The following is a 23,144-nucleotide window of genomic DNA, read 5'->3' on the forward strand; positions in this document are numbered from 1 at the left end:
ATCCCTGGCTGATTAAAATGCAGTCACTTCTATTCCCTGCTAATTCTTAATTCCCCAAACCTCTTGACAAAATAAAACCGGTTGTGTCATATTATCTAAAGTAGACTAAAAATCTAAAAAAAATCGATCCGCCTGCGGCGGAAGGGTAGAAGAAGGGTAGAGTGCAAAAGGGCAAGAGAGCAAAGGGCTAAAGAGTCCTGGCTGCACCAACCACGACCACGCGAAAACCCACATTGAGGCTCCCGGAGTCGCGCGCGTTCCTGACGCGATACGCCGAACGACAGAACCTCGGACTGACGTCCCACGAACCGCCACGCAGTAGCTTGATATTTGCTTCACCTTCAATATTCTTATTGCTTAACCAAGCAACTTCCTGGTCTGGCGCACCATCATAGTTTTCATGCCAGTCATCAGTACACCATTCCCATATATTACCATGCATATCATATAACCCGAAGGCGTTTGCGACTCGAAAACTGCCTACAGGAGTTGTCTTTTGCCTATGATTGCCTTTAGGAGCACCACCATAGGTAGACTCAGCGTAGTAATTTGCTAGCTCTGAAGTAATAGTCTGTCCGAAATGGAACGGGGTAGTCGTTCCAGCACGGCAGGCATATTCCCACTCGGCTTCGCTTGGCAATCGGTAATTACGTCCGGTTGCTTTTGATAGTCTAGCACAAAATTCAACTGCATCATCCCAAAAAATATTTTCTGCAGGAAGATCTTTTCCTTTAAATTGAGATGGATCGCGCTTGAGTTCCCGGTTAACTTGAGGGAGAATCGCTACAGCTTCCCATTGTGCTTGGGTTACAGGGTATTTACCCATAAAAAAGGGTGGAACGGTGACTTTATGCTGAGGTCTTTGCTCATCACTACTCCCTTCTTCAGTTTCAGGCGCACCCATTATGAATGTACCACCTGGAATAGCGACCATTTCTAAAGTAACGTTATTCCCAAGGTTTTCAACGAAGTATTGAGCTTCTCGGTGTTCCCGTTTAATTATTCTTCCTTTAGAATCCACAGTGACAACTTCAAAAGAAAATCGGGGTAAATCTGGGCGATTCGGGATTTTTAATTTAACACCTTCAACATCTAATTCTGAAGAAATCTGGTCAAATAGTTCGTTAGCGCTTTCCTCATACCCCCTTATTTTACGTCCCCATCCACGCGCAAAGGTGAGGAGGGGTTCAAAACCATGTTCGGCTAATGGTTCTGCAAACTTTGAGGGTAGAGATACTGTTCTAATTTTTTCAACTTTATCTTGTGAATAAATTTGTTCTAACATTTGAGCTAGCTCACGAGCTAACTCATTAGGTTTCGTGTAAGCTAAAGCAATCCATTCTGGGCGATCGCCAAAATCTTTAATATCTAAAGCTGTATGGTTAAATTTTTGCTGGATGTAAAAGAGTAAGCAATCAGATAGCTGTTCTAAGCGTTGATTGCCAAATCGTTTATCAGTTTGCAGCAATTTTAATAATAAATGCCTGACGGTGCTATCCATTTCATAGAGTTGACCTCCTGCGGGATTGCAAAGATTAGACAACAAGAGGTCTCCAACAGCAAGCCAAGGGATATTCAATTTTTTACCTTGCTGGTCGTAGGGGAAATTTTCTCGCAGATAATAAAGTAAGTTCGGGGTGATGGCGAGAGGGAATGCAGCGTGATAAGCTAAGTCTAGGTATGATCGACCTAACTTTGCAAAATCGGCTATGTAACGGCTAGCAGTTTCGTATGAAGTGAAATCGTCTGAAGATGTTTTTGCGGGCTGTATTTGTTTTAGCCTATTCTCTACCTGAGAGGAGAAACCAGAATTCTTTTCTGTATCTTGATAATTATACTCTCTGAGAAATTTCTGTCCTCCTCGCTGTTCATCAATCATTCTCCGCCATTCAGTTAAATTAAAAGGATACATAGAAACCAGCTTCGCTAACCAATTAGCGGTTGTACCACGCCAACGATTTACTGGTAGAGGGTTTAACCACGCAATTTGTCGTACGACAGGTCTAATTTGAGTGAGAAATTTTTCGGTTAACTCGACTCGCTTTAAGTTTAAACCACCACGCGCTGCACCTCCATCACTAAAAATGAGCACAACTGTATGATTTTTGTGCAGGTGAGGAATGATCTCGGTGAGAGATTTCTTTTCCAGCAAGTCAGGATCAAGGTAGAGAAAGTCTCTAAAGCTGTTGCGAAAGTAATAAACTTTTGTTTCTCCCAAACGTCCTTGTTGAATAGCTGTTTCTACCAGTCTCTCTGATAACGGTGCAAAAGGTATCATAGAATTACTTTGGTCAATCAATAACAGCAGTTTGGTTTGATTGACTTTGTTAGGGAGAAGCACAGTTTCAAGAAAGAACCCCTCCTGGCTAATGCGTTTGATTGTGGCTGGAATATCTAAATCAGTAAGAGATCCTTGTCGTATTGGTTGACGCAGTTTCCGCCAGCCTTGTTCCATTTGTCGCCGTGTCACAGGAAAGTATTCGTCATTGAGAGTAAACTTACCTGGTGGGATAAGTTTGTTGGTATGTTGCGATTGGTTAACTGCTTGCGCAATATCGAGATTTTCTGGGGTGTCTGGGGTTGTTGTGTAAGGTTGATATTGCGGTGTTGGTTGTGTTTGTGGGGTTTGTTCTGGTTGTGTGGTTCTTCTGTGAGGTTGATCTGGTGAAAATTCACTTTCTCCTTGAGATGACCATTCTTGTAAGCACTGGTCAAAATAATTCTCAAAGCACTGTCTTTCTGCAACAGACTTCACCCACAAACGCTGACATAATTTCCGTAATTCTCGGTAGTTCTCTGGTTTAAAGCCCTTGTCCCAAGCTTGGCATAACAGTTGGTAATCCTCTATTCTTAAAGGTAATCCAGCTTGCCGCAATCCGTAGAATAATTTTAGCAGGTCATTTGGTGTCATGCGGCTGCCTGTGATAGCGAATTTGTTCCTCGCGGGTCTTGAGCAACACCCCTAAAAATGGGATTTTCCCTTGTTTAATTTTCTCACGAATTTGCTGCGGTGTAAAGGAAAGTAAGAGTGCTTTAATCCAGTCAATCAATTCGCTGGTACTAACCTGTTTGCTACTGTTTGTGTCTGTCCCTTCACGCAGTTCTACAAAGCTTTTCACTAAGGATTCTGTCAGATCTGGTATTTTAGGAAAATGCGCATTAACAATAGCGGTTAATTCTTCTTGATTAGGAAAATCTAAGTAGTGGAAGATGCAACGACGTAAAAAGGCGTTGGGTAGGTCTTTTTCATTGTTGCTAGTGATAATCACAATGGGTGGTTGTGCTTTTTTTTCATTATCCGGAACCCATGTTTGAGTTTCTTCAATGAAAAATCGTTTTTCATCTAACTCTAATAATAAATCGTTGGGAAAGTCAATATCAGCTTTATCGATTTCATCAATGAGGATAATTGTTCGTAAAGGATTTTGAAATGCTTTTCCCAATGCTCCGTATTTAATATAATCTTTCTGATTAGGGTCTTTGAGGCGATCAAGTCCCTGAGTATCTAACTGATTCACTGCTGCTAGTTGCGCATCACGCAGGCGAGCAACTGCATCGTAGACATAAAGTCCATCTCTAGCGCGACTAGTGGATTTAATATACCATGCTTCGTAGGGATAACTTTGTAGTCCCCGTTCTTCAAGGAGTTGGTGATTTTTTTTTGTGAATTCATAGGCGATCGCACCTGCTAACCGAGTCTTTCCACTACCGGGTTCACCCATGATTAACAAGGGACGTTCAAGCGCGATCGCTAGTCTCACTGATTCTTTTAACTCTTCATTAGGAAGATATGGCGATAATCCTTCTTCTGGTTTTGGATTAACTGTACCAGTATATTCAAGATTCCATTCAGGAAGATTATTCATACTTCTAGCACTTCACTAATAGTTGACCAACTTGAATTACAATACTCGCAAATTTGCTTCATCACCAATTCAGGAATCCCTTGTTGGCTTTTTTGCCAAAAATTTTCCGCTAAATTGTGTAGCCGCTTGTTCTCCCGTGGAAAGTTTGGTAGGGTACGATTAGTCATCACCCAGGTTTTGAGTTGACCTTTGGAAAAGTTTTCAAGTGTTTGTAAAGCAAAAGGTTGTGAAAGCTGCTGCTCATTTAAATTTATAGCAAAGTCAATTCCCCAGTCAGAGGAACAGCCTGTATTGTCAACTAAAAACATTGAAAGATAAGAGTAGCAAGTTTTAGGAGGATGCTGACGCACCATTTCTACTAAAGGACACCAGAATTCGTTAATTAACTTCTTCATTTCATCTTTGTATATCGTATCCAAGTTAGAAAAAACAATCACTACTGTTCCATCTTGCCAATAATCATAGGCACGTTCAGCTAGTTCATCTGGTGAAGGTGAAGTTAAAGATTGAAAACCTAAATCTTTCCCCAATCTCTTCCATACCTCATCTATATAATTCTCTTTATGTGTAGGAAGAGAAATCCGAATTTTTTTACCCGTTGTGCTATCAGGAAAACATTGGCTCGATTTGTGCAGTAATCGATGCACTAGCCAACGTTGACAATCCTGTTGCTTTCCTCGAATCAGAAAACAACCTATTTGACTTAGATCTGATTCCCAAAAATCCTTAAATTCAGTAACTTGCTGGGTATAATTTAAAGAGAGTAATGCCATTCGTAAGCGTATATTTATATTTTCTTCGTATTCCTGAATTTTCTGTTTACACTCTTTAATCTGTTCCCTAAGTTCAAACTTTTGTGCAGGATTTGCTAACACAGGTTCTTCTGCTTGTAAATATGCAAGTTTCTCCTTCCATTTTTGGAGTGCTTCTTCATCCATTTCTTCCACGCCTAATATTTATGCCTCCAATTCCTTAATTTTTTGGTTACACTCTTTAATCTGTTCCCTAAGTTCAAACTTTTGTGCAGGATTTGCAATAATTGCTTCCTGTTCTCGGAAATATTGTAGTTTTTCTTTCCATAGTTGAATAGCAGTTTGGTTATTAGATTTAGATACAGTAGAGAAATTCAAGTCAAACTTTGCCAGAATTTCAAAAGCAAAAGCACTAGCATGATCTGCTGCAATTTCTTGCCAACCTGCTTTATCTGCTTGGGTCTTACCATCAATTAAGTCAGAAATTCCGCGAATAATTAAGACATGAATTTCTGGATTGGCGCGAATTGCTTTGAGAACACCGTGACTCTCCATCTCTACTGCTAGCGCATCACCATAATTTGATCTGAGGATTTTATAGACTTCAGAATCCTTCGACGCTAAAACTTTATCACCAGCAGCTATTGCTCCCACATAAGCATGAGGAGTGTTTGTTTGATTAACACCGTGAATCCTCTCTAACCAATCTTCTTTTCTTGCTTCAGCCTTAGCTATCTGTTCCAAACGGTAACTCACATTGCTAACGTTAGGTCTAGGCAAAAAAGTTTCTACAACTTTTCCTGACTCATAACCGTAAACTTTTGTTGCAGCCACAACATCACCAAGAGAAACGTCCTTAATTCCTCCAGCGACTCCAACAAAAAGTACAATATTTGGCTTAAAGTAGTCAATTGCTCGCTTAGTTTCCACAGCAGCTTCAGTGTTACCAGCACCAGTTTCGACAATTCCTACTTCCCATGACTTACCATTAAATGAGAAATTTCCTCGTTCGTAGATTGTTCCTTCAGGGTGTGTTTCTTCCTGAAGGTTTGTTAGATATGTACGAACAGCTTTATATTCTACAGGAATAGCAGTCAGTACAACCGCGCAAGGCATAGGTTAACCTGTGGTGTAAAATTCTATTTTCATATTTTAAATCATATGATCCTGAATTCTGGTTCCTAACACAGATAGTTCTTTCTGTTAAAATTACCACTATTGCTCAGGAGAAGCCAGAACATGAGCGAAACAGCCAAAAAACTCAAACTTCAACTTTCCCAACTCTCCGCGCAAGAGCGAGCAGAAATTGCTCACTTTCTGATTCTATCTTTAGATGAAGATTTTGATCATGATGTAGAAGCTGCTTGGGATAGAGAATTAAATAAGCGCCTAGAAGATATTCATAGTGGAAAAGCTAATGGTGAACCATCAAATCAAGTATTTTCCGAGTTACGAGCAAAATATTCGTGAAGTTTATTGTTATTCACAATGAAGCAAGAGGGGAGCTTGATGCTGCAATTGCTTACTACGAGGAGCAAAAAGCTGGCTTAGGACTTGATTTATTATAGAGTTTGAAGAAGTTATTTGGGTTATAGCGATCGCACATGGAAAGCGCAAACCTGATTATTGGAAAAAGCGAAAGATGGAAATGTAATGCGATTTTTGATTCAGATCCTAACCATGACTTACTGAATCTGGGAATAATCAATTCAGTAGGTTTTGAGGATAGATAATTGGGACAAGAAGAACGGATTTATTGGCTAGCTTGGTCAAAAATTTCTGGAATTGGTCCAGTATTACTACAACGGTTGCAACAGCATTTTAGTACATTAGAAGCAGCTTGGAAAGCACCAAATGCTCAACTAGCACAAGTTGAGGGTTTTGGTGTTCAAACTTTAGAAAAAGTAATACAACAACGCTCTAAGCTGCATCCAGAAAAATTTTACGTTTCACACCAGCAAGAAAACCCTTATTTCTGGACACCCGCAGATCCAGAATATCCCCGATTACTGCTGGAAACTCCTAGTCCACCACCAGTTTTGTACTATCGAGGAGAAGTAGAACTACAAGAAAATCTTGGACAAAAACCATTAGTTGGTATTGTCGGTACACGGAAACCTTCAGAATATGGAATTCGTTGGACTCGCCAAATTAGCATAGCTTTGGCTAAAAATGGATTTACAGTTGTTTCTGGTTTGGCGGAAGGAATTGACACTGAAGCTCACGCCGCCACTATGAAAGCTGGGGGACGTACTTTAGCTGTTATGGGTACGGGCGTGGATGTCGTATACCCCCACAAAAATCGCGAATTGTACAAACAGATTTTGACACAGGGGTTAGTGCTAAGCGAGTACCCAGCAAAAACACCACCTGATCGCACTCACTTTCCTCGTCGCAATCGAATTATCGCGGGTTTAAGTCGTGCTGTGTTGGTTATGGAAGCACCGATAAAATCTGGCGCATTGATCACCGCTGACTATGCAAATGAGTTTGGACGAGATGTTTATGCACTTCCAGGAAGACTAGACGACTCTCCATCACAAGGCTGTTTAAAACTGCTAAGCCAAGGTGCTGCTTTGATTGTTAAGGAACTAGACGAACTGTTAAAAATGCTGGGAGCAATCCCACAAATAGATGTTGTCGAAGCTTCTCCATCATCCCAGCAACTAAGTTTACCAATTTTATCATCAGATCTACAACAGGTTATGGATACTCTAACCTTAGAATCGTTACCCTTTGATTTTATTGTTCAGCGAACAGGTATGGCTGCTGGATTGGTTTCCAGTGCTTTGTTGCAGTTAGAATTGATGGGTTTAGTCTCACAATTACCAGGAATGCGTTACCAACGTTGCTAAAATACTATTGTTACCCCCAAATCTTCAAGCATCTGCTCAAAGAGTTCTTCCTTTGTTTCCTGATTTCTATTACGCTTAGTTTTTGGACCATCAATAAATTCTTTGACGGTTATTTTCTCATCTCGGAAGTCTCTCACAAAATCACGAATATCAGTAATCATTTTAATTTCAAATTCGACTTGTGCCAACATTTCGGCAATTGGATCAATTCCTTGTCGCTTGGCTTTTCGGCAATTAGCAACCATCCCGCCTTCAGGAGTATGTTTGACTTGAGCGAGATCCCGTTTCAAGTTTTCATATTGAGTTGCAAGGAATTGATTTTCTTGTTCTAATTGTGTACATTTTCGGCTCAAATCGTTCTCGCTGTTGCTCTCAATAGATTCTCCTACCTGATGTTGGCGTTCAATTTCCAATAACCGAGCTAGATCTCCTTCTTGGTAGGCTTTGTTGATTTCCTTCATAATCTCGGTATGGTACGCCTGAGTGGAAGTGTCAGATACTTTATCTGGGTGAAATATTTCGGCTAACCTGAGAAATATTTGGCGAACTTTTTTTGATGCTTCAGTTCTGGGCGCGGAAGAAAATTCCGTTGTGTGTTGTGCTTCTTGATGTTTATTATAGTGTTCTTTATCTCCATCAGAGAAACTGTTGTCTTGGTTATCGGTTTCAAAAGTTTCTTCTACTTGCGTCTCTTCTTTTGAATTACTAGTTTTGAAACTGATGACACCTATAAATTGGAGGTTACGGTAAATTGCTGCGATATCTTTCTTAGTCTGTTTTTTTAACTTTCTGGTAGTAAAAATTTCATCGAATAAACTGTGAATTTCGCGATCAAGCTCTGCTTGTTTTTTGAAGCTAGGAGTGGCTTTTTGAAATATTTCTGTAGCTAGAGAACGCATTTGCTCAACGAAGTTATTGAATTCAGTCCTTTTTCTCTTAATCTGTTTGAGCAACCATTTATGTTTTTTTTCTAGCTCTTCTAGGCGGACATGGTGCGATGAGAGAGCGAGGGATGAGGTAGACTGAGGCATGTGAAAAAGATAATTTATTTGACCATATCGATATTGACATCTCCCTTGATTAGAAGCAAGAAAATTTTTAAACAAGCAGTCAGGAGTCAGAATTCAGGAGTCAGAATAAATTTGTACCCCAACGACGTTGAAGACGCGGCTTAAACCTTTGGAATGCTCGATCACTTCCACAAGAGCAATTCTGAATCCTGGCTCCTGACTCCTGAATTCTTTTCTTTGACTTTCTGCTTGCGGTACTCATTTTTCGTCCTCTTGGTGGATGATTTATCTATCCAAAGTCTTGCAAGCTAAAAAAGTTATTCTCAATCCTTACAAGCTAAATGTTAAAGCCATTTAGCGCAGATTGACCTACAAGTCTGGAGACGTTAGTAAATGATTGTTAACCAACATCAAAAGGGTTGGGAAGTGATTTATCATCGCGCCCATGCTTTGCTCGCTGCTCAAATAGCAGGACATTGGCATCCAAAACTACGTCCAATACGCTGGCTAGAAACGATTGCTGCAATTTCGCATCATGATGATTTAGAAAAAGAATGGGAAGGCAATCATCTCACTGAAGCTGGGGCACCCTTAGATTTTACATTACTCAAAGAAATCAAAGAAAGCGGCGTGAAACCTTTGCGGCAAATGGCACAAAACTCCCGATATCGGGGACGCTGGGTAGCAATGCTCATTTCGATGCACTTGAGTTTTCTTAATGAGGGAAATCGCGGTAAATTACCAGAATTAGATAAGTTTTTGGATGAGCAATTACAGCATCAAGAGCAATGGCGTCAAGAGTTAAATGTGACGAAAGACGACGCAGCCGAAGCTTACGCGTTTTTTCAATGGTGCGATCGCCTCTCTCTCATTCTCTGCAATCGCGTATTACCTGCGGGTGAACGTGCTTTAGAAATTGCTGCTGGGCCTGATGGTAGACGCTATGATGTGATTGAGTATAGTGATGGTCTAACGGTTAAACCTTGGCCTTTTCAAGAAGATCAGTTCACTGTCAATATAGAAGCTTGCTACTTAGAGCAATTGAAATTTGACAACAACACCGAACTGACGCAAGCTCTCCAGAATGCACCAATCGAAACCCTAGAGTGGGAATTTGTTAAAAGGGAATAGGGCAATGGGCATGGGGCATGGGGCATGGGGCATAGGACAATGGGTAATGGGGTAATGTTTACTGTTATCCTTTTACCATCAAGCTTTATCAAATTTCATACGGATTGGTGAAGGCTGCGTCTAAAGGTGAACGCCCGTACCCCATTTGTTGCTCTATTTTAGAGAATTAATATAATACACCTTGCCCCATGCCCCATGCCCCATTCCCCATGCCCCAATCCCCAATCCCCAATCCCCAATCCCCAATCCCTAAATAATCTCTCTTGAAGAGGACGCGCTAAGTACCAGATTTTACTGTAGAATCAAAGCGTTAAGTTTTGTGTTTAAGTATTTAGCACTTGAAACTGCTAAACACTTAAGTTGTAATTATAACTGCACCTGAAGCTCTAAACTGAAAAACGGTAACGAGAGGATTACACCATGGCATTTGAACTTCCCCCACTACCATACGACTATAACGCTCTAGAGCCGTACGGAATGAAAGCTGAGACCTTACGGTTTCACCATGATAAGCATCACAAGGCTTATGTAGACAACCTGAATAAGCTTGTTGATGGTACAGAACTTGCTGATAAGTCGCTGGAAGAGGTGATCAAAATTTCCTTTAAAGATCCCTCTAAGACGGGAATCTTCAACAACGCTGGTCAAATTTGGAACCACAACTTCTATTGGCTTGGTTTGAAGCCAGGCGGCGGGCAGCCTACAGGAGAACTAGCTACTAAGATTCAACAAGATTTTGGAAGCTTAGACAAGTTCAAAGAAGAGTTCTCTAATGCTGCTGCAACTCAGTTTGGTAGCGGATGGGCTTGGTTGATTGATGATGGTGGTACCCTGAAAGTAACTAAGACCCCAAATGCAGAGAACCCTCTCGCTCATGGTCAAAAAGCACTCCTAACCTTAGACGTTTGGGAACATGCTTACTATCTTGACTTCCAAAATGCTCGTCCTGCTTTCATCAAGAACTTCTTGGATCAGTTGATTAACTGGGACTTTGTTGCTGAACAGTACGCCAAAGCATAATAAGTAAAGAATACAGTCGTCAGAATTCAGGAGTCAGAATCTATGCTGAATTCTGATTCCTGACTCCTGAGTTCTATTGAGTAAATTTATCCGCAGTCACGATCGCTTCGTGGCTGTTTTTTAGATAATGAATAGCGACGAACTAGCACAATACATAGAAGCAACTAACAGCATTGCCAAACCTTGGCTATTGGTGCAGCTGCGACTAAAAAAGCTCCAAGAACGTCGAGTTCTGATTTCAGAAGATGAATATGTTCAAGAGTTAGAAGATATTCACAAAGACCTGATGAATCTGGGAGAATGGTGGCTTGGCATCGAGGATGAGGTTTTTTAAGTCATGGATTATAAGGATGCGGGTGTTGATGTTGAAGCGGGGCGAGCATTTGTAAATCAAATACGTGATCTAGTACACAGTACCTTTAGACCAGAAGTTATTGGTGGATTAGGCGGGTTTAGTGGTTGCTTTCAGCTACCAGGAGGATTTAAAGAGCCTGTTTTGGTTTCTGGAACTGATGGCGTCGGTACAAAGCTGAAAATTGCTCACATGCTTAACCGTCACGACACGGTTGGCATTGATTTAGTGGCGATGTGCGTTAATGATGTGTTGACATCGGGCGCAGAACCACTGTTTTTTTTAGATTATGTGGCAACAGGTAAGCTAGATAAACAGCAGCTAACTCAAGTAGTTTCAGGTATAGCATCTGGGTGTAAGCTAGCAGGTTGCGCTTTACTCGGGGGGGAAACTGCTGAAATGCCAGGTTTTTACCAAACTGGTGAGTATGACTTGGCTGGGTTTTCTGTGGGAATTGTGGAAAAAAGCCAGATGTTGAATGGTTCGCAGTCTCAAATAGGGGATGTGGCGATCGCACTAGCAAGCGCGGGTTTACACAGCAATGGTTTTAGTTTGGTTAGAAAGATCGTAAGTGAAAAAGGCTTTTCTTGGAGCGATCGCTTTGAATTATTTGATGGTCAAACTTTAGGAGAGGTTTTTCTTACCCCTACGCGTATTTACGTCAAACCAGTCTTAAGTGCGCGTCAAGCAGGTTTAGAAATTCACGGTATGGCTCACATCACTGGTGGAGGGTTACCAGAAAATTTACCTAGATGCTTAAATCAAGCGCAAGCTATTAAAATTGAGCCCAATAGTTGGTCTACTCCACCTGTATTTAAGTGGTTGGCGGAAGTGGGATCGGTTAGCCAACAAGCTATGTATAACACCTTTAATATGGGTATCGGTTTTGTGTTGTTAGTGCCTCCCCATCAAGCAGAACAAGCTATTTCTTACTTTAAATTACACAATATTGCGGCTTATAAAATCGGTGAGGTAATTTCTGGTTCAGGAGAATTAATGGGTTTACCAGTATAAAATTTTATATCAATTTTTGCCAAAGTATTCGTTTCGGTTAATAAAGCACTTTTTTACTCGGAAATATACTTATAATTCTTGTGGTTTTAAATACTTTATCTTATATGTTGAATTGAAATTACTCATGACCGAAACCCACAGAATTTGCTAACGTAGTCTTAACAAATTGAAAACTTTTGCCAACGATGCCCAAGAAATTGCTACTAACACTAGCTAGCACTTCTACAGCCTCATAGGCTCGATTACTGATAACTGTTTACTGTTCACTGTTTTGGCTAATACTAGCTAGCTCTGCTAAGAGCTGATAACTGATAACTGTTGACTGTAATGTCAGGTATTTGATTGTTAAGAAAAATGTTATGAATTTATAAGAGGGGGTTATGACTGTTTATTTTGCCCGGACTATTGCTTCAAAGGAACTCTTAAAGCAAGTATTTCAGAATATTAGTGCACAAAGTTGTCCGAGGTATTTCAACTTCCATATGCACACTACCCATTCTGATGGTAGACTGCAACCAAATATTTTGATGGAACAAGCGATCTCTATTGGTCTCAAAGGCTTCGCTATTACAGATCATCATTGTATAGACGGTTACCAAGCAGCGCAAAGTTGGTTGGAAGACTGGAAGTGGAATAACCCAAGTGCAGATGCTCCTTATTTGTGGAGTGGGGTAGAAATCAATGCCAATATTCTAAATATTGAAGTTCATATTTTAGGCTATGCCTTTGATCCAGAAGAACCTAGTATAAAACCATATATTCAGAAAAAACCGACCACAGGTGCGTACTATCAAGCAGAAGCTGTGATTGCTGCTATTCACGAAGCAGGGGGACTAGCGGTGCTTGCTCATCCTGCTCGTTATAGGCGATCGCATTACGATCTGATTCCTACAATTGCTCAATTAGGTATCGATGGTGTCGAAACTTTCTATGCTTACAACAATCCTAATCCATGGAAACCTAGTGCATCAGAGTCAAAACAGGTGGAACAATTAGCGATCGAGTATGAGCTTTACAATACCTGTGGTACTGATACTCATGGTCATAGCTTGTTGCATCGATTGTAAAAGTCACGCACTCTAGGGAAATGAAGTTAATTGTTTGCAATACTCCTGGTCTAATCAACCAGGGGATTTTAATTTTGTTCAACTGAATCTCAAGGAAAAAGGGCGCAATCACAGTCTTGCACCCTAACAAACCGTCTTACTCATTTATGCGGAATTAAGTCCAAATATACATTTCCCTGATTCTTACGTCAAAGTTTTTACCTACATCCTAAAGACTCGCGAGTATCAACACCAGTCTTAGAATTAACCCCGCTTGCTTTAGCACAAAGTTTTTTAATCTCTATACCGTCTAGAACAGCATCGGTAAAATCAGCACCAGTAATATTTACATCATCAAACTTAGAACGCAACAGCATTGCTTCCGTTAAAATGGCATCACTTAAATCAGCACCCTTAAAGTCTGCCAGATAGGCTATACCATTAGAGAAATCTACACCATGTAGATTGACTCCTTGGAGTAACGAACCGTTAAAAACTCCTCCCCGTAAGTCAGCATTGCTAAAATTACTGTTTGTCAGATTGACATTGGTAAACTCAGCACCAATTAAATTTTTTCCTGAGAAGTCTTGGCTACTGACTTGGTTATTGTTCACAGAACGAGTAATACTGGAAGAACTAGCAGCTTGTGCAGCTAGGGGAAACAAAAAAAGAACCATAGCCAAAATCAACCCAGCTAATGCTTGCAAACACTTTGTAATCATAAATTAATAAATCTCAACACTTCTACAATATTATTAAACCTCGTACTGAACAGAAATGTTGAGCGAATCCGGTTGTATCTAAAGATTAGAGAAAAAGTATGCAACTTTTTGGAGAAACATTATCCACAGGCACTATATTTTTTCTAGTATTGGCTGTTGGACTGGCGCTCTTTTTTGAAGCGATCAATGGCTTTCACGATACTGCTAATGCGGTTGCTACGGTTATCTACACTCATTCATTAAAGCCAACAGTGGCTGTTGTCTGGTCAGGGTTGTGTAACCTACTCGGTGTACTCCTATCAAGTGGAACCGTTGCTTATACCGTTGTAGCATTGCTACCAGCTGATTTGGTAGATGCTATTGGTTCTGGATCAAGCTACGCAATGATCTTCTCTATCCTCATTTCAGCGATTATCTGGAATTTTGGAACCTGGTATATAGGCTTACCAAACTCAAGTTCACATGCCCTCATTGGTTCAATCCTGGGCATCAGCATAGCACATGGACTGCTATCACCTGATAGTGCGTTAAATGAGGCGCTAAACTGGGAACCAGTCAAAAAGGTGTTCAGTGCTCTTTTGATTTCACCATTGGTGGGGTTCTGTTGCGCAGCAGCGCTGCTGCTCTTGGGCAAGTTGTTAATTCAGAAACCAGAACTGTTTGAACCAGCAGACGAAACGAAAACACCACCACTTTGGGTGAGATGTTTGTTAATCTTGACATGTACAGGTGTTAGCTTCGCCCACGGTTCCAATGATGGACAAAAAGGCATGGGTTTGTTGACACTTATTCTAGTTGCGATCCTTCCAGGTGTATTTGCACTAAACATTCATTCCACAAATGTCGCTCAGGTAGCTGCTGCATCACAGGCTACAATCCCAATACTTGAGCATTATGCTTCTGGGGTGACTTTAACTGACCTACAAGCAGCTGATATATTGACAAATTTTAACAAACCAAACGGCAAAGACAGCGCTCAAATTTTTCCTGCGCTTGCTATTAAGAATCAACAGATCGCAGAGAAATTGTCTGGTAAGACGAGTTTTCAAAATTTTTCAACTAGCGGTCGCCGTTCATTACGAAGTGATATGTTTCTGTTCTCCTCAGCAGTTAGCAAACTCAACAAACAGAATCAGTTAAAGGATCCCCAGGAGAAAAAGACTTTAACAAGCTACCAAAAAATGTTAGAAACAGAAATCCAATACATTCCCAATTTTGTAAAAGTAGCTGTGGCTTTAGCACTAGGTATTGGGACAATGTTTGGCTGGAAGCGGATCGTCGTCACAGTGGGTGAAAAGATTGGTAAGGAAAACCTTTCCTACGGTCAAGGCGCATCAGCAGAAATTGTGGCTGCATTAACTATTTCTGCTGCTGATCGCTTTGGTTTACCAGTGAGTACCACACACGTGTTATCATCTGGAGTTGCAGGTACTATGGCAGCAAGTGGATCTGGGCTACAGGTAGAAACGCTGAGGAATATAGCATTATCTTGGATACTCACACTACCAGTTTGTACACTGCTTGGAGCGTCCATGTTTACAACAAGCGTGTATATTATCCTGAACCTTTTAGGTGTTAAGTAGCTTTGATCAAAATAGAACCTTCCTCAACTTTCACAGCGTAGGTTTGGAGGGGCTTACCAGCTGGTCCCCTAACAACACTTCCTGAAGCGTCAAACTCAGCACCATGACAGGGACAAATGAAAACATTCTTGTCTCCGTGCCATTCTACAACACACCCTTGATGAGTGCATTTCGGATTGACCGCAAAGGGAGTTTTAGGATCTTGGGGGTTTTTAACAATGATTGTGTTCAAACCATCAACAGGAGATGCAACACCACCATTTGAAGCAATAGCCCCTTGAGTACTCAAATCTTTGATCTTTCCAACAGAAATATACCCGTCAGGACGAATCGCTTTACTAGCTAGTGGAGTAGGAAGGTTCTGTGACTGTTTTTTTAAAGATTGTGATTGGGAACAAGCCGCGAAAGCAAAAGACAGAGAGCTAGAAAGACAAACCAAACGAAATTTATCTAAAAAACTGCGACGATTCATATACAATCTCCCTTCTCAATCAATTGACTGACCTTCAAAAGCAAGAGCTTTATCTGCTGTCTGCTCAAAAGTTTCAGCTAGCTTCAGTAGATGAAGCCTCTTTGTCTCATCAGCAATTCCGGGCGGAATATATTGCGTATTGTGAGGAGCATCACCAATAGTTGCTGCTGGTGGCATTCGGTCTGATCTGATAACACTGACGATTTTGTGGCGCATCGTTAATGTTTGGTTGGGGTAAATCATAAACCCTAATGGGCTAATCTTTGCAGGATTAGAAGGGTGGTGGCAAGTTGCACAGTTATATTCTCTAGAATTTACCTCCAATTCTCTAAAGGCAGTATCTAACTGCTCGACATAAGGATTATTTTTAGAAAACAGAGCACTATAGAGTGTCACATGTGGTTCCGCTTTCCCCTCTTTATTAATCCAATGCCATCGACCATCCCACTCTCTAGACACATAATCACGGTTAAGATCTTGCTCTAGGGAACGAAGCGCACCATAGATCTTGCCCTCGTTAATAACAACTAACAGTTCTTTTGACTGTTGATATGTGTCCCACTTAATCTTTGAATGCCAAAAAGGATATGGATAACTTCCTATATCCATTTTGTTACGAAACTTATAAGGGATATGAGCGACTGTTAACAACCGTCCCTGCCAGTCGTGTACCTGCTCAACTGTAAATGTTCCCGTAAACATGAAGGTGGAAGCATAAAGCTTTCTCCAAACAAACGGGTTAAATTTGGTCATTGTTCTGTTTTTAACGACGTCGTAATCGTTAACATTGACTTGCCTACCCCAAACAAAGGTTGGAGCCATGACTTTTGTCAATAGTTTTGATTGACCAAGCTTTTCTCCACAAGCATTACGGGCTGACTCATCTCCTGGATCTGTGACAGGACACGAAGCAATAAACTCTTTTGCTACTTTAGAGGCTAGTTTTCTCTCGGATTCTAATGGCAATCCTGCTTTGATTCCTGCAAAAAAGACTCCTAGAAATAGAGCAAAAGATATAATCGCCAAAAGAATAGTCCAAGCAATTTTACGGTTTCTAGTTAAAAAATTTCTTTGAACCGAAACGACATTGTTGATAGCCATACAATTAGTTCACTCCCAAAATTGATAGCCATACAATCAGTTCACTCTAGATAATTAGGTTTATACAACAAATAAAACACATAGCTGCATCAAATCCCGAAGAGATTTGACAGCAACTGAACTCGCGTTCGATTGTCCGATAAATTAGACGGCTAAGTATTTTATTCTTTGTATGTGCCTAACTGATGCACCCAACCTAGAAACTTAGAAAGAACCAATCAAACAAAAACAATGATATAGGTAAAAGTGTTACCTACAGATCTAGAATTTGGAATTTTTCTGCTTATTTTGTCAAGAAATTCTCAAAAAAGTAACCTTTCAGCTGGTTAGAAAAAATATTTTTTACAAAAAACAGAAAATATCCAGATGATAGCAGTAATATAATGGTGTAAAGTAAACTACTGCGCTAGAATTTCTATCGAGATTTCGACTAGTCAAAGTTTTGATCGCTTTGAAAACAATGTAGTAGCTTGTTTCCTAACCATCTTTCTAATCCTTTTAGAAATACTTGTGAGGTTCAGTTCACATTAGGATTTCTTTAGGATTTGTTCTCTGATTTAGTAGTTATTTTGTCTTTATCAGAGGGACATTTATCAGAATAAAGGTTTGGAAATTTACTTGTCTGTGATCCTCGTCACAGTTAAGTATTATCATATTTGAATGATATCATAATGAAAAATTTACCTCACCTATGCTGAATTTGCAATATCTGTCAATAAGTAATATTGCGAGCAATGATTGAAACCAGGAACCATTAGTATGTTAAAAACAGCTTCTTAGCTTGTCATCTGCCAAGGAAACCTGAGTCCAAAATATAATCAACAAGTGTCTTATTGAAGAATTCAGAATCAATTTCAGATCTCCGCTTGTAGAATGTTAAATCAAAGATTTAACGCAGCAGGTCTTAAACCCACTTACTCATCTATCAATCGTACAGAATTCATGCTGAATTCTCAATTGTGTGTTCTGAGTTCTGTCTTCAAATTTTAGACGTAGTACTTTTTTTACATATATCCACAACCTAATGGATTAATAAAAGTTGCTTGAATTTATTGCAGAAATTAGGCTATTGACATAATATGATCGTAAGTGTAATTATGTCTAAACTGAGACAGTTTGTGGTGTAATTCATACGATAATACCACAAGCTGAAACGTACTACAGGGTGAAGCTGAGAAAAATTAAGTCAGTACTGCTGATTAATCAAAGAGCGGTATTACGGTCATCTACCCCAATTTCATTAGTTAATGCTTAGCTTTCATTTTTGAAAAAAATGAATGAGAACAAGCTTAGTTTGTAATAAAGACTTATTTATATATAAGGTAAAATGAACAATCTGAAGTTTAGAAATCGTATATTACTAGGGTACTCAATACCACTTGTCTTATTCGTTATCCTAGGAGTAACTGTGTATTCAAATGTTGTCAATAAGGGAAAACGACAACAAGAGGTAGAAAATGCACAAAAGATTATTATCAAGATGGATCAGTTAGCTTTAGGGTTATCAATGATGCTTCGCTCTGCCAGGGGTCAGGTTCTTTTCCCACAAGATAAAAGCTATCAACATTATCAAATAACTACTGACAAAGGAATCCAAATTCTTCAAAAAGTATCTCCAGAGTTAGAAGTTCTGATTCAAGAGCCTCAACAGAAAGAGCGTTTAGATACTTTACTAACAAAATCGAACGCTTTTACAGAAGGCATTAAAGAAGTGTTTAATTTAGTAAGGGCAGGTGAAATTAATCAAGCAACAAAATTAACAGACCAGTTAAAGTTGAGCGAGCTTGACAAGATTCATGATCAAATTGTTACACAAGAAATAAATGTTCTAAATCAAAAACAAGAGGAAGACAAAGCGGCTGGAAACTCTTTAATATTAGTAGTTATCTCTGGGACTATCATATCTATAATTGCAACATTAGTATCGAGCTTGTGGATCACTTTAGGAATGAATCGCAAGCTTCAAAACTCAGCTAGCGAGATCACAGCATCTTCAAGTCAAATTGCAGCTGCAATAGAACAGCAAGAAAGCGTAACTAATCAGCAAGCAACTTCAGTGCATGAAACAACTACCACAATGGATGAGCTAGAAGCTTCATTCAGACAATCAGCAGAGCAAGCAAAAGCGGCTGTTGCAGCAGCACAAAAAGTACTTAATCTGACGGAGAATGGCACCAAAGCGTTAGAAGACAACCTCAAAGGGATATTTACTCTGGAAAACAAAGTGGGAGCGATCGCCAATCAAATGCTCAATCTTTCTGAGCAAGCCAATCAAATTGGCATGATCTCCCAGTTTGTTTCTGATTTAGCAAACCAGACTGATATATTAGCAATCAATTCAGCAGTGGAAGCAGCCCGTGCAGGTGAGCATGGAAAGGGTTTTTCCATAGTTGCTAATGAGATCCGGCGGTTAGCCGATCAAAGCCAACGCTCTGCTGAGAAAATTTCTACCTTGGTTTTACAAATTCAGAATGCTACTAGTTCCACCGTAATGGTAACTGATGAAGGTACCAAAACAGTTAAGACAGTGGTGGCAATCGCACAGAAAATAGAGCAAGCTTTTACAGGAGTCGAGGAATCTGTCAACGAAGTGGTTTTGAACAATCAACAAATCTCACTCAATCTCAAGCAGCAACTAGATGGTATACAACAGGTTGTTCAAGCAATGGATGTTATTAATAAAGGCGCAAGAGAAACTGCTGTTGGGATCAGTCAAACTAGAGTAGGTACTCAGCAACTTAACAAAGCTGCTTTAGAACTTAAGCAAATGGTGTAAAAAGAAGTCAGAAGCCAGAAGTCAGAAGTCAGGAGGAGCCAGCGCGCAGAAAGGGGGTTTCCCCAATGAGCTACTGTCCAAAGGGTTTGCCGACTTCAGGTGTCTGGCATTCAGGGTAGTAGTAGTGACTTGATTCTGACTCCTGACTCCTGACTCCTGAATTCTTCTTTGGTAATACACTGCCTTGGATTGCAAGTTGAAATCGGCAGTGATAATATTGATACCATTTGCTTTTTGTTAATTATATTTTTACCCCCCAATTGGTTTGGGGGGTTCCTCATAGCCTAATTTTTAGAAATTGGTATCGCTAATCATGATAATAGAAGATGAAGAGATACGGAATCTTTATAGAATTTCAAGTCAGGAACGTTTGCACAGACTAGAAGCTGGGTTACTAAATCTTTTAGAGGAGACGCCGTATAATGAAACACTGTGGGAAGAGTTACTACGGGAAGCGGATAGTCTAAAAGCAGAATCAGGGAATCTTGGGTTAGAAGCTATAGAAGTTCTGAGCCATGAAGTTGAAAAGCTCCTATTGAATATCAAACGCCAAGAAATTTCTCTCACTCTTGAGGTGAGCGATCGCCTGTTTCAAGGATTGAATGCAATCAGTCTATTAGTACAAGAAGCTGTGACAGGTGAACCAAGCGGGGTTGAGACAAATGAAATTCGGGACAAATTAATGGAACTTGTTGTTGGTTCAGATCACCCGCAAAGTACTCCTGAACTTGTAGAAACCTTTATAAAAGACGAGGAACTACGGAATCTATATAAAACTTCTAGCGAAGCACATTTAGAGAAACTAGAAGCTGGTGTACTGCTTCTTTTAGAAAATCCTGATAATGAGGAACTGTGGGAGGAGTTGCGACGAGAAGTCCACAGTCTTAAAGGAGATTCTAGAAGTATGGAGCTAAAAACTGCTGTAGTTTTTAGCGAGCGAGTTGAAGAAATTTTGTTAAGTATTAAACGTAAACAAATAAGCTTCAACCTAGAGGTGTGCGATCGCCTGCTCCAAGGATTGAATGCAATTAGCATGTTAGTACACGAGGCCGTGACAGGTCAACCAAGCAAAGTTGAAATTCATGAAACTCTAAACCAGTTGACGGCGCTCCTTTTACCTGAGCAACAGCCAGAGCAAAAATCAGTTCCTCAAATTGTCTCAACTCTAGAAGATGATGAAGAACTTCTGAATGCCTATAAAGTTGCCAGCCGTGAACATTTGCAGAATTTGGAAGCTGGCATACTGCTTTTAGAAAAGCATCCAAATGATACAGCTACTCTCGATAATTTACTACGAGAAGCCCACAGTCTTAAAGGGGATTCCAGAAGTGTTGGGCTAGAAGCTGTAGAAATCCTAATTCACCAAGTGGAAGAAATTCTCTTGGGGATCAAACGTCAGCAAATAACTCTTACTAGTGACATAAGTGATAGCTTATTTCAAGCAGTGGATGCAATTAGTAGGCTGATCCAACAAGCCTTAGCTGGTGAAGCAACTGGATTTGAGCAAACCGAAGTGCTGAATCAATTGACGGAAGTTGCTTCTGTCCCTGATATTCAAGGGTTTTCGTCGGTTTCTGTCGAAACTCCTCCAGAAGAAGCTACTCAAAGGGTTTCCTCCTCTCCAGAAGTTGGAGAAGCGTACCACATTGACACCATCAGGGTTGATACTCGCCATCTTGATGCTTTAATGGCACAAGTCGAGGAATTAACAGTTACCAAAATTGCCATAGCTCATACTACCTCAAAAATTGAAGAGCTAATAAACCTGTGGGAAGAGTGGAAAGCTTTCTATAATCAAAGGCAATATCTTGGTTCTTCATCTTTACTGATCAACCCTCACCAAGATCGATTAGACAAAATTATCAACTCCCTACTAACTTACAGCCAGGAAAATAGAATCAAACTAGATCTGATCACGGAAGAATTCAGGGAAAAAATTCATACTTTAAGGCTTCTTCCCTTATCAACAGTGTTTCAGTTTTTTCCTCGCATGGTGCGGGATTTAGCAAAACTCCAATCCAAAGAAGTAGAACTAATCATTGAAGGAGGAGAAACCACTGCTGATAAACACATTCTCGAAGAAATCAAAGACTCCTTAATGCACATGGTTCGCAATGCTATTGATCATGGTATTGAAACTTGTGCTGAACGAGAAAGACTAGGTAAACCTCCCGTCGGAAAGATTTTGCTAAGAGGCTATCAAACTGCAAACAATATTGTAATTGAAGTAGCAGATGACGGAAAGGGTCTAGACATCGAGATGATAAAACAAACTGCTATTCAACGTCAACTATATACAGAAGAAGAACTAGCGACTATGACCCCAAATCAGGTTTACTCCCTGATTTTATCTGCTGGTTTTTCAACAAGGACTTTTATTACAGAAATTTCTGGCAGAGGTATTGGGTTGGATGTAGTCCGTACTAAGGTTGACAAGTTTAAAGGCAATATACACATAGAATCAACTCTTGGTCAAGGAACTACCTTCCGGATACAGGTTAACACAACCCTAACCGTTGTCAAAACATTACTCATAGAAGTTCAAGGTATTGTTCTGGGTTTACCCATTGAATTTGTGCAAACAACTTTACTTATTTCACAAGAAGAAATTTCTACTTCTAAAGGTAGACCAAGTATTGTCTTTAATGGTCAAGATATTTTTGTGGCTAACTTAGCTGATATTTTAGAATTTTCCCACTGTCATCCTTATCCATTCACTAAAGAAGTAGAGCAAGAAGATAGTCATTTTCAATCTTGTATTTTGGTCAAAATTGGAGAAGAACAAGGTGCATTCTTTGTTGATCGCCTCTTAAATAACCAAGAGGTTGTACTCAAACCCCAAAGTCAATTATTGAAACGGGTACGTAACGTCACTGGAGCCACTATTCTTCCCACAGGCGAAGTTTGCATGATTCTTAACCCTTCAGATCTACTCAAATCACTGCAAAAACCAGATAAATCTTTAATCTCCATTAAACCGAAAGAAACAGTTCGTAAAAAGCCTGTTATTCTTTTAGTAGAAGATTCCATTCCTGTTCGCATTCAAGAAAAACGGCTTTTAGAAAGAGCAGGTTATGAAGTGGTAATTGCTGTCGATGGACTAGATGGCTATAACAAATTAAGAACACGTCGTTTTGATGCTGTTCTATCTGATATAGAAATGCCTAACTTAGACGGTTGGGCACTTACAGCAAAAATCCGACAGCATCAAGAATACAGCAAATTACCAATTATTTTGGTCACAACCCTGACATCTGATGAAGACAAGAAAAAAGGGGCTGATGTTGGGGCTAATGCTTATATAATTAAAGGTACGTTTAATCAAAATGCTTTGTTAGAAATCTTAGAAGAGTTAGTTTAATCGTTAGTTGTCGAAGGTTAATTGTTAGTTGCTGAGTGTTAATTTTCCAAAAAACAACTAAACCCTAATAACTAACTACTAAC

18 protein-coding genes are annotated in these 23,144 nt (G+C 40.0%); 10 read left to right on the top strand and 8 right to left on the bottom strand.

From position 1 onward, the window contains the following. Positions 1-187: 187 nt before the first annotated feature. From G4P69_RS02685 to G4P69_RS02700, 4 genes are read right to left on the bottom strand one after another with little or no spacing between them, the layout of a single operon-like run. A complete protein-coding gene (locus G4P69_RS02685) occupies positions 188-2,911 on the bottom strand; it encodes an SUMF1/EgtB/PvdO family nonheme iron enzyme (RefSeq protein ID WP_208342598.1) in 2,724 nt (907 codons plus the stop codon). Continuing rightward, positions 2,898-3,866, bottom strand: coding sequence for an AAA family ATPase (locus tag G4P69_RS02690; protein WP_208342597.1), 969 nt, complete (start codon positions 3,864-3,866; stop codon positions 2,898-2,900). The genes G4P69_RS02685 and G4P69_RS02690 overlap by 14 nt, the downstream gene beginning before the upstream one ends. Continuing rightward, the gene (locus G4P69_RS02695) at positions 3,863-4,804 is read right to left on the bottom strand and encodes a hypothetical protein (RefSeq protein ID WP_208342596.1); all 942 of its coding nucleotides are present in this window, start codon (positions 4,802-4,804) and stop codon (positions 3,863-3,865) included. The genes G4P69_RS02690 and G4P69_RS02695 overlap by 4 nt, the downstream gene beginning before the upstream one ends. Positions 4,805-4,822: 18 nt before the next feature. After that, entirely contained in the window at positions 4,823-5,734 is a 912-nt protein-coding gene (locus G4P69_RS02700) for a 5'-methylthioadenosine/S-adenosylhomocysteine nucleosidase (RefSeq protein ID WP_208342595.1), read from the bottom strand. Positions 5,735-5,857: 123 nt separating this feature from the next. Here G4P69_RS02700 and G4P69_RS02705 point away from each other — a divergent pair, with 123 nt between their 5' ends. Then, the gene (locus G4P69_RS02705) at positions 5,858-6,088 is read left to right on the top strand and encodes an addiction module protein (RefSeq protein ID WP_208342594.1); all 231 of its coding nucleotides are present in this window, start codon (positions 5,858-5,860) and stop codon (positions 6,086-6,088) included. A gap of 263 nt (positions 6,089-6,351) precedes the next feature. Continuing rightward, positions 6,352-7,473, top strand: a complete 1,122-nt coding sequence (gene dprA / locus G4P69_RS02710; RefSeq protein ID WP_208342592.1) for a DNA-processing protein DprA — start codon at positions 6,352-6,354, stop codon at positions 7,471-7,473. On the opposite strand, the gene G4P69_RS02715 is transcribed toward dprA, so the two are convergent. Then, the gene (locus G4P69_RS02715; protein ID WP_208348217.1) at positions 7,470-8,504 is read right to left on the bottom strand and encodes a J domain-containing protein; all 1,035 of its coding nucleotides are present in this window, start codon (positions 8,502-8,504) and stop codon (positions 7,470-7,472) included. The two genes, dprA and G4P69_RS02715, sit on opposite strands and share 4 nt — an antisense overlap. 372 nt (positions 8,505-8,876) lie before the next feature. On the opposite strand from G4P69_RS02715, the gene G4P69_RS02720 reads away from it, so the two are divergent. From G4P69_RS02720 to G4P69_RS02740, 5 genes are all read left to right on the top strand, one after another. Then, the gene (locus G4P69_RS02720) at positions 8,877-9,614 is read left to right on the top strand and encodes a DUF3891 family protein (RefSeq protein WP_208348220.1); all 738 of its coding nucleotides are present in this window, start codon (positions 8,877-8,879) and stop codon (positions 9,612-9,614) included. 420 nt (positions 9,615-10,034) lie between these two features. After that, positions 10,035-10,634: a superoxide dismutase [Fe] gene (locus G4P69_RS02725; protein ID WP_208348225.1), complete on the top strand. Its 600-nt coding sequence runs from the start codon at positions 10,035-10,037 to the stop codon at positions 10,632-10,634. Between the two features lie 127 nt (positions 10,635-10,761). Then, positions 10,762-10,968: a hypothetical protein gene (locus tag G4P69_RS02730; RefSeq protein WP_208345229.1), complete on the top strand. Its 207-nt coding sequence runs from the start codon at positions 10,762-10,764 to the stop codon at positions 10,966-10,968. Between the two features lie 3 nt (positions 10,969-10,971). Next, the gene (gene purM, locus G4P69_RS02735; RefSeq protein ID WP_208345230.1) at positions 10,972-12,000 is read left to right on the top strand and encodes a phosphoribosylformylglycinamidine cyclo-ligase; all 1,029 of its coding nucleotides are present in this window, start codon (positions 10,972-10,974) and stop codon (positions 11,998-12,000) included. 380 nt (positions 12,001-12,380) lie between these two features. Then, on the top strand, positions 12,381-13,067 hold the full coding sequence (locus G4P69_RS02740; protein WP_208345231.1) for a PHP domain-containing protein: 687 nt from the start codon (positions 12,381-12,383) through the stop codon (positions 13,065-13,067). 197 nt (positions 13,068-13,264) lie between these two features. Here G4P69_RS02740 and G4P69_RS02745 read toward each other — a convergent pair whose 3' ends face one another. After that, the gene (locus tag G4P69_RS02745) at positions 13,265-13,768 is read right to left on the bottom strand and encodes a pentapeptide repeat-containing protein (RefSeq protein WP_208345232.1); all 504 of its coding nucleotides are present in this window, start codon (positions 13,766-13,768) and stop codon (positions 13,265-13,267) included. Between the two features lie 98 nt (positions 13,769-13,866). Here G4P69_RS02745 and G4P69_RS02750 point away from each other — a divergent pair, with 98 nt between their 5' ends. Continuing rightward, entirely contained in the window at positions 13,867-15,351 is a 1,485-nt protein-coding gene (locus tag G4P69_RS02750; protein ID WP_208345233.1) for an inorganic phosphate transporter, read from the top strand. Here the strand turns inward: G4P69_RS02750 and G4P69_RS02755 are convergent. Both G4P69_RS02755 and G4P69_RS02760 read right to left on the bottom strand, forming a co-directional pair. Further along, the gene (locus G4P69_RS02755) at positions 15,344-15,823 is read right to left on the bottom strand and encodes a QcrA and Rieske domain-containing protein (protein ID WP_208348228.1); all 480 of its coding nucleotides are present in this window, start codon (positions 15,821-15,823) and stop codon (positions 15,344-15,346) included. The two genes, G4P69_RS02750 and G4P69_RS02755, sit on opposite strands and share 8 nt — an antisense overlap. Before the next feature lie 15 nt (positions 15,824-15,838). Next, complete coding sequence (locus G4P69_RS02760) at positions 15,839-16,924, bottom strand: hypothetical protein (RefSeq protein ID WP_208348231.1); 1,086 nt, start codon at positions 16,922-16,924, stop codon at positions 15,839-15,841. Between the two features lie 1,408 nt (positions 16,925-18,332). Between G4P69_RS02760 and G4P69_RS40190 the strand changes: the two genes are divergently transcribed. Both G4P69_RS40190 and G4P69_RS02770 read left to right on the top strand, forming a co-directional pair. Further along, on the top strand, positions 18,333-19,700 hold the full coding sequence (locus G4P69_RS40190) for a methyl-accepting chemotaxis protein (RefSeq protein ID WP_310833718.1): 1,368 nt from the start codon (positions 18,333-18,335) through the stop codon (positions 19,698-19,700). A gap of 313 nt (positions 19,701-20,013) precedes the next feature. Further along, positions 20,014-23,061 carry an Hpt domain-containing protein gene (locus G4P69_RS02770; protein WP_208348244.1) on the top strand — a complete coding sequence of 1,016 codons (3,048 nt, stop codon included), beginning with the start codon at positions 20,014-20,016 and terminating at the stop codon, positions 23,059-23,061. The last annotated feature ends 83 nt before the right edge of the window (positions 23,062-23,144 follow it).

It is taken from the genome of Aetokthonos hydrillicola CCALA 1050 (assembly GCF_017591665.1).
GTDB classification, from domain to species: Bacteria; Cyanobacteriota; Cyanobacteriia; order Cyanobacteriales; family Nostocaceae; genus Aetokthonos; species Aetokthonos hydrillicola.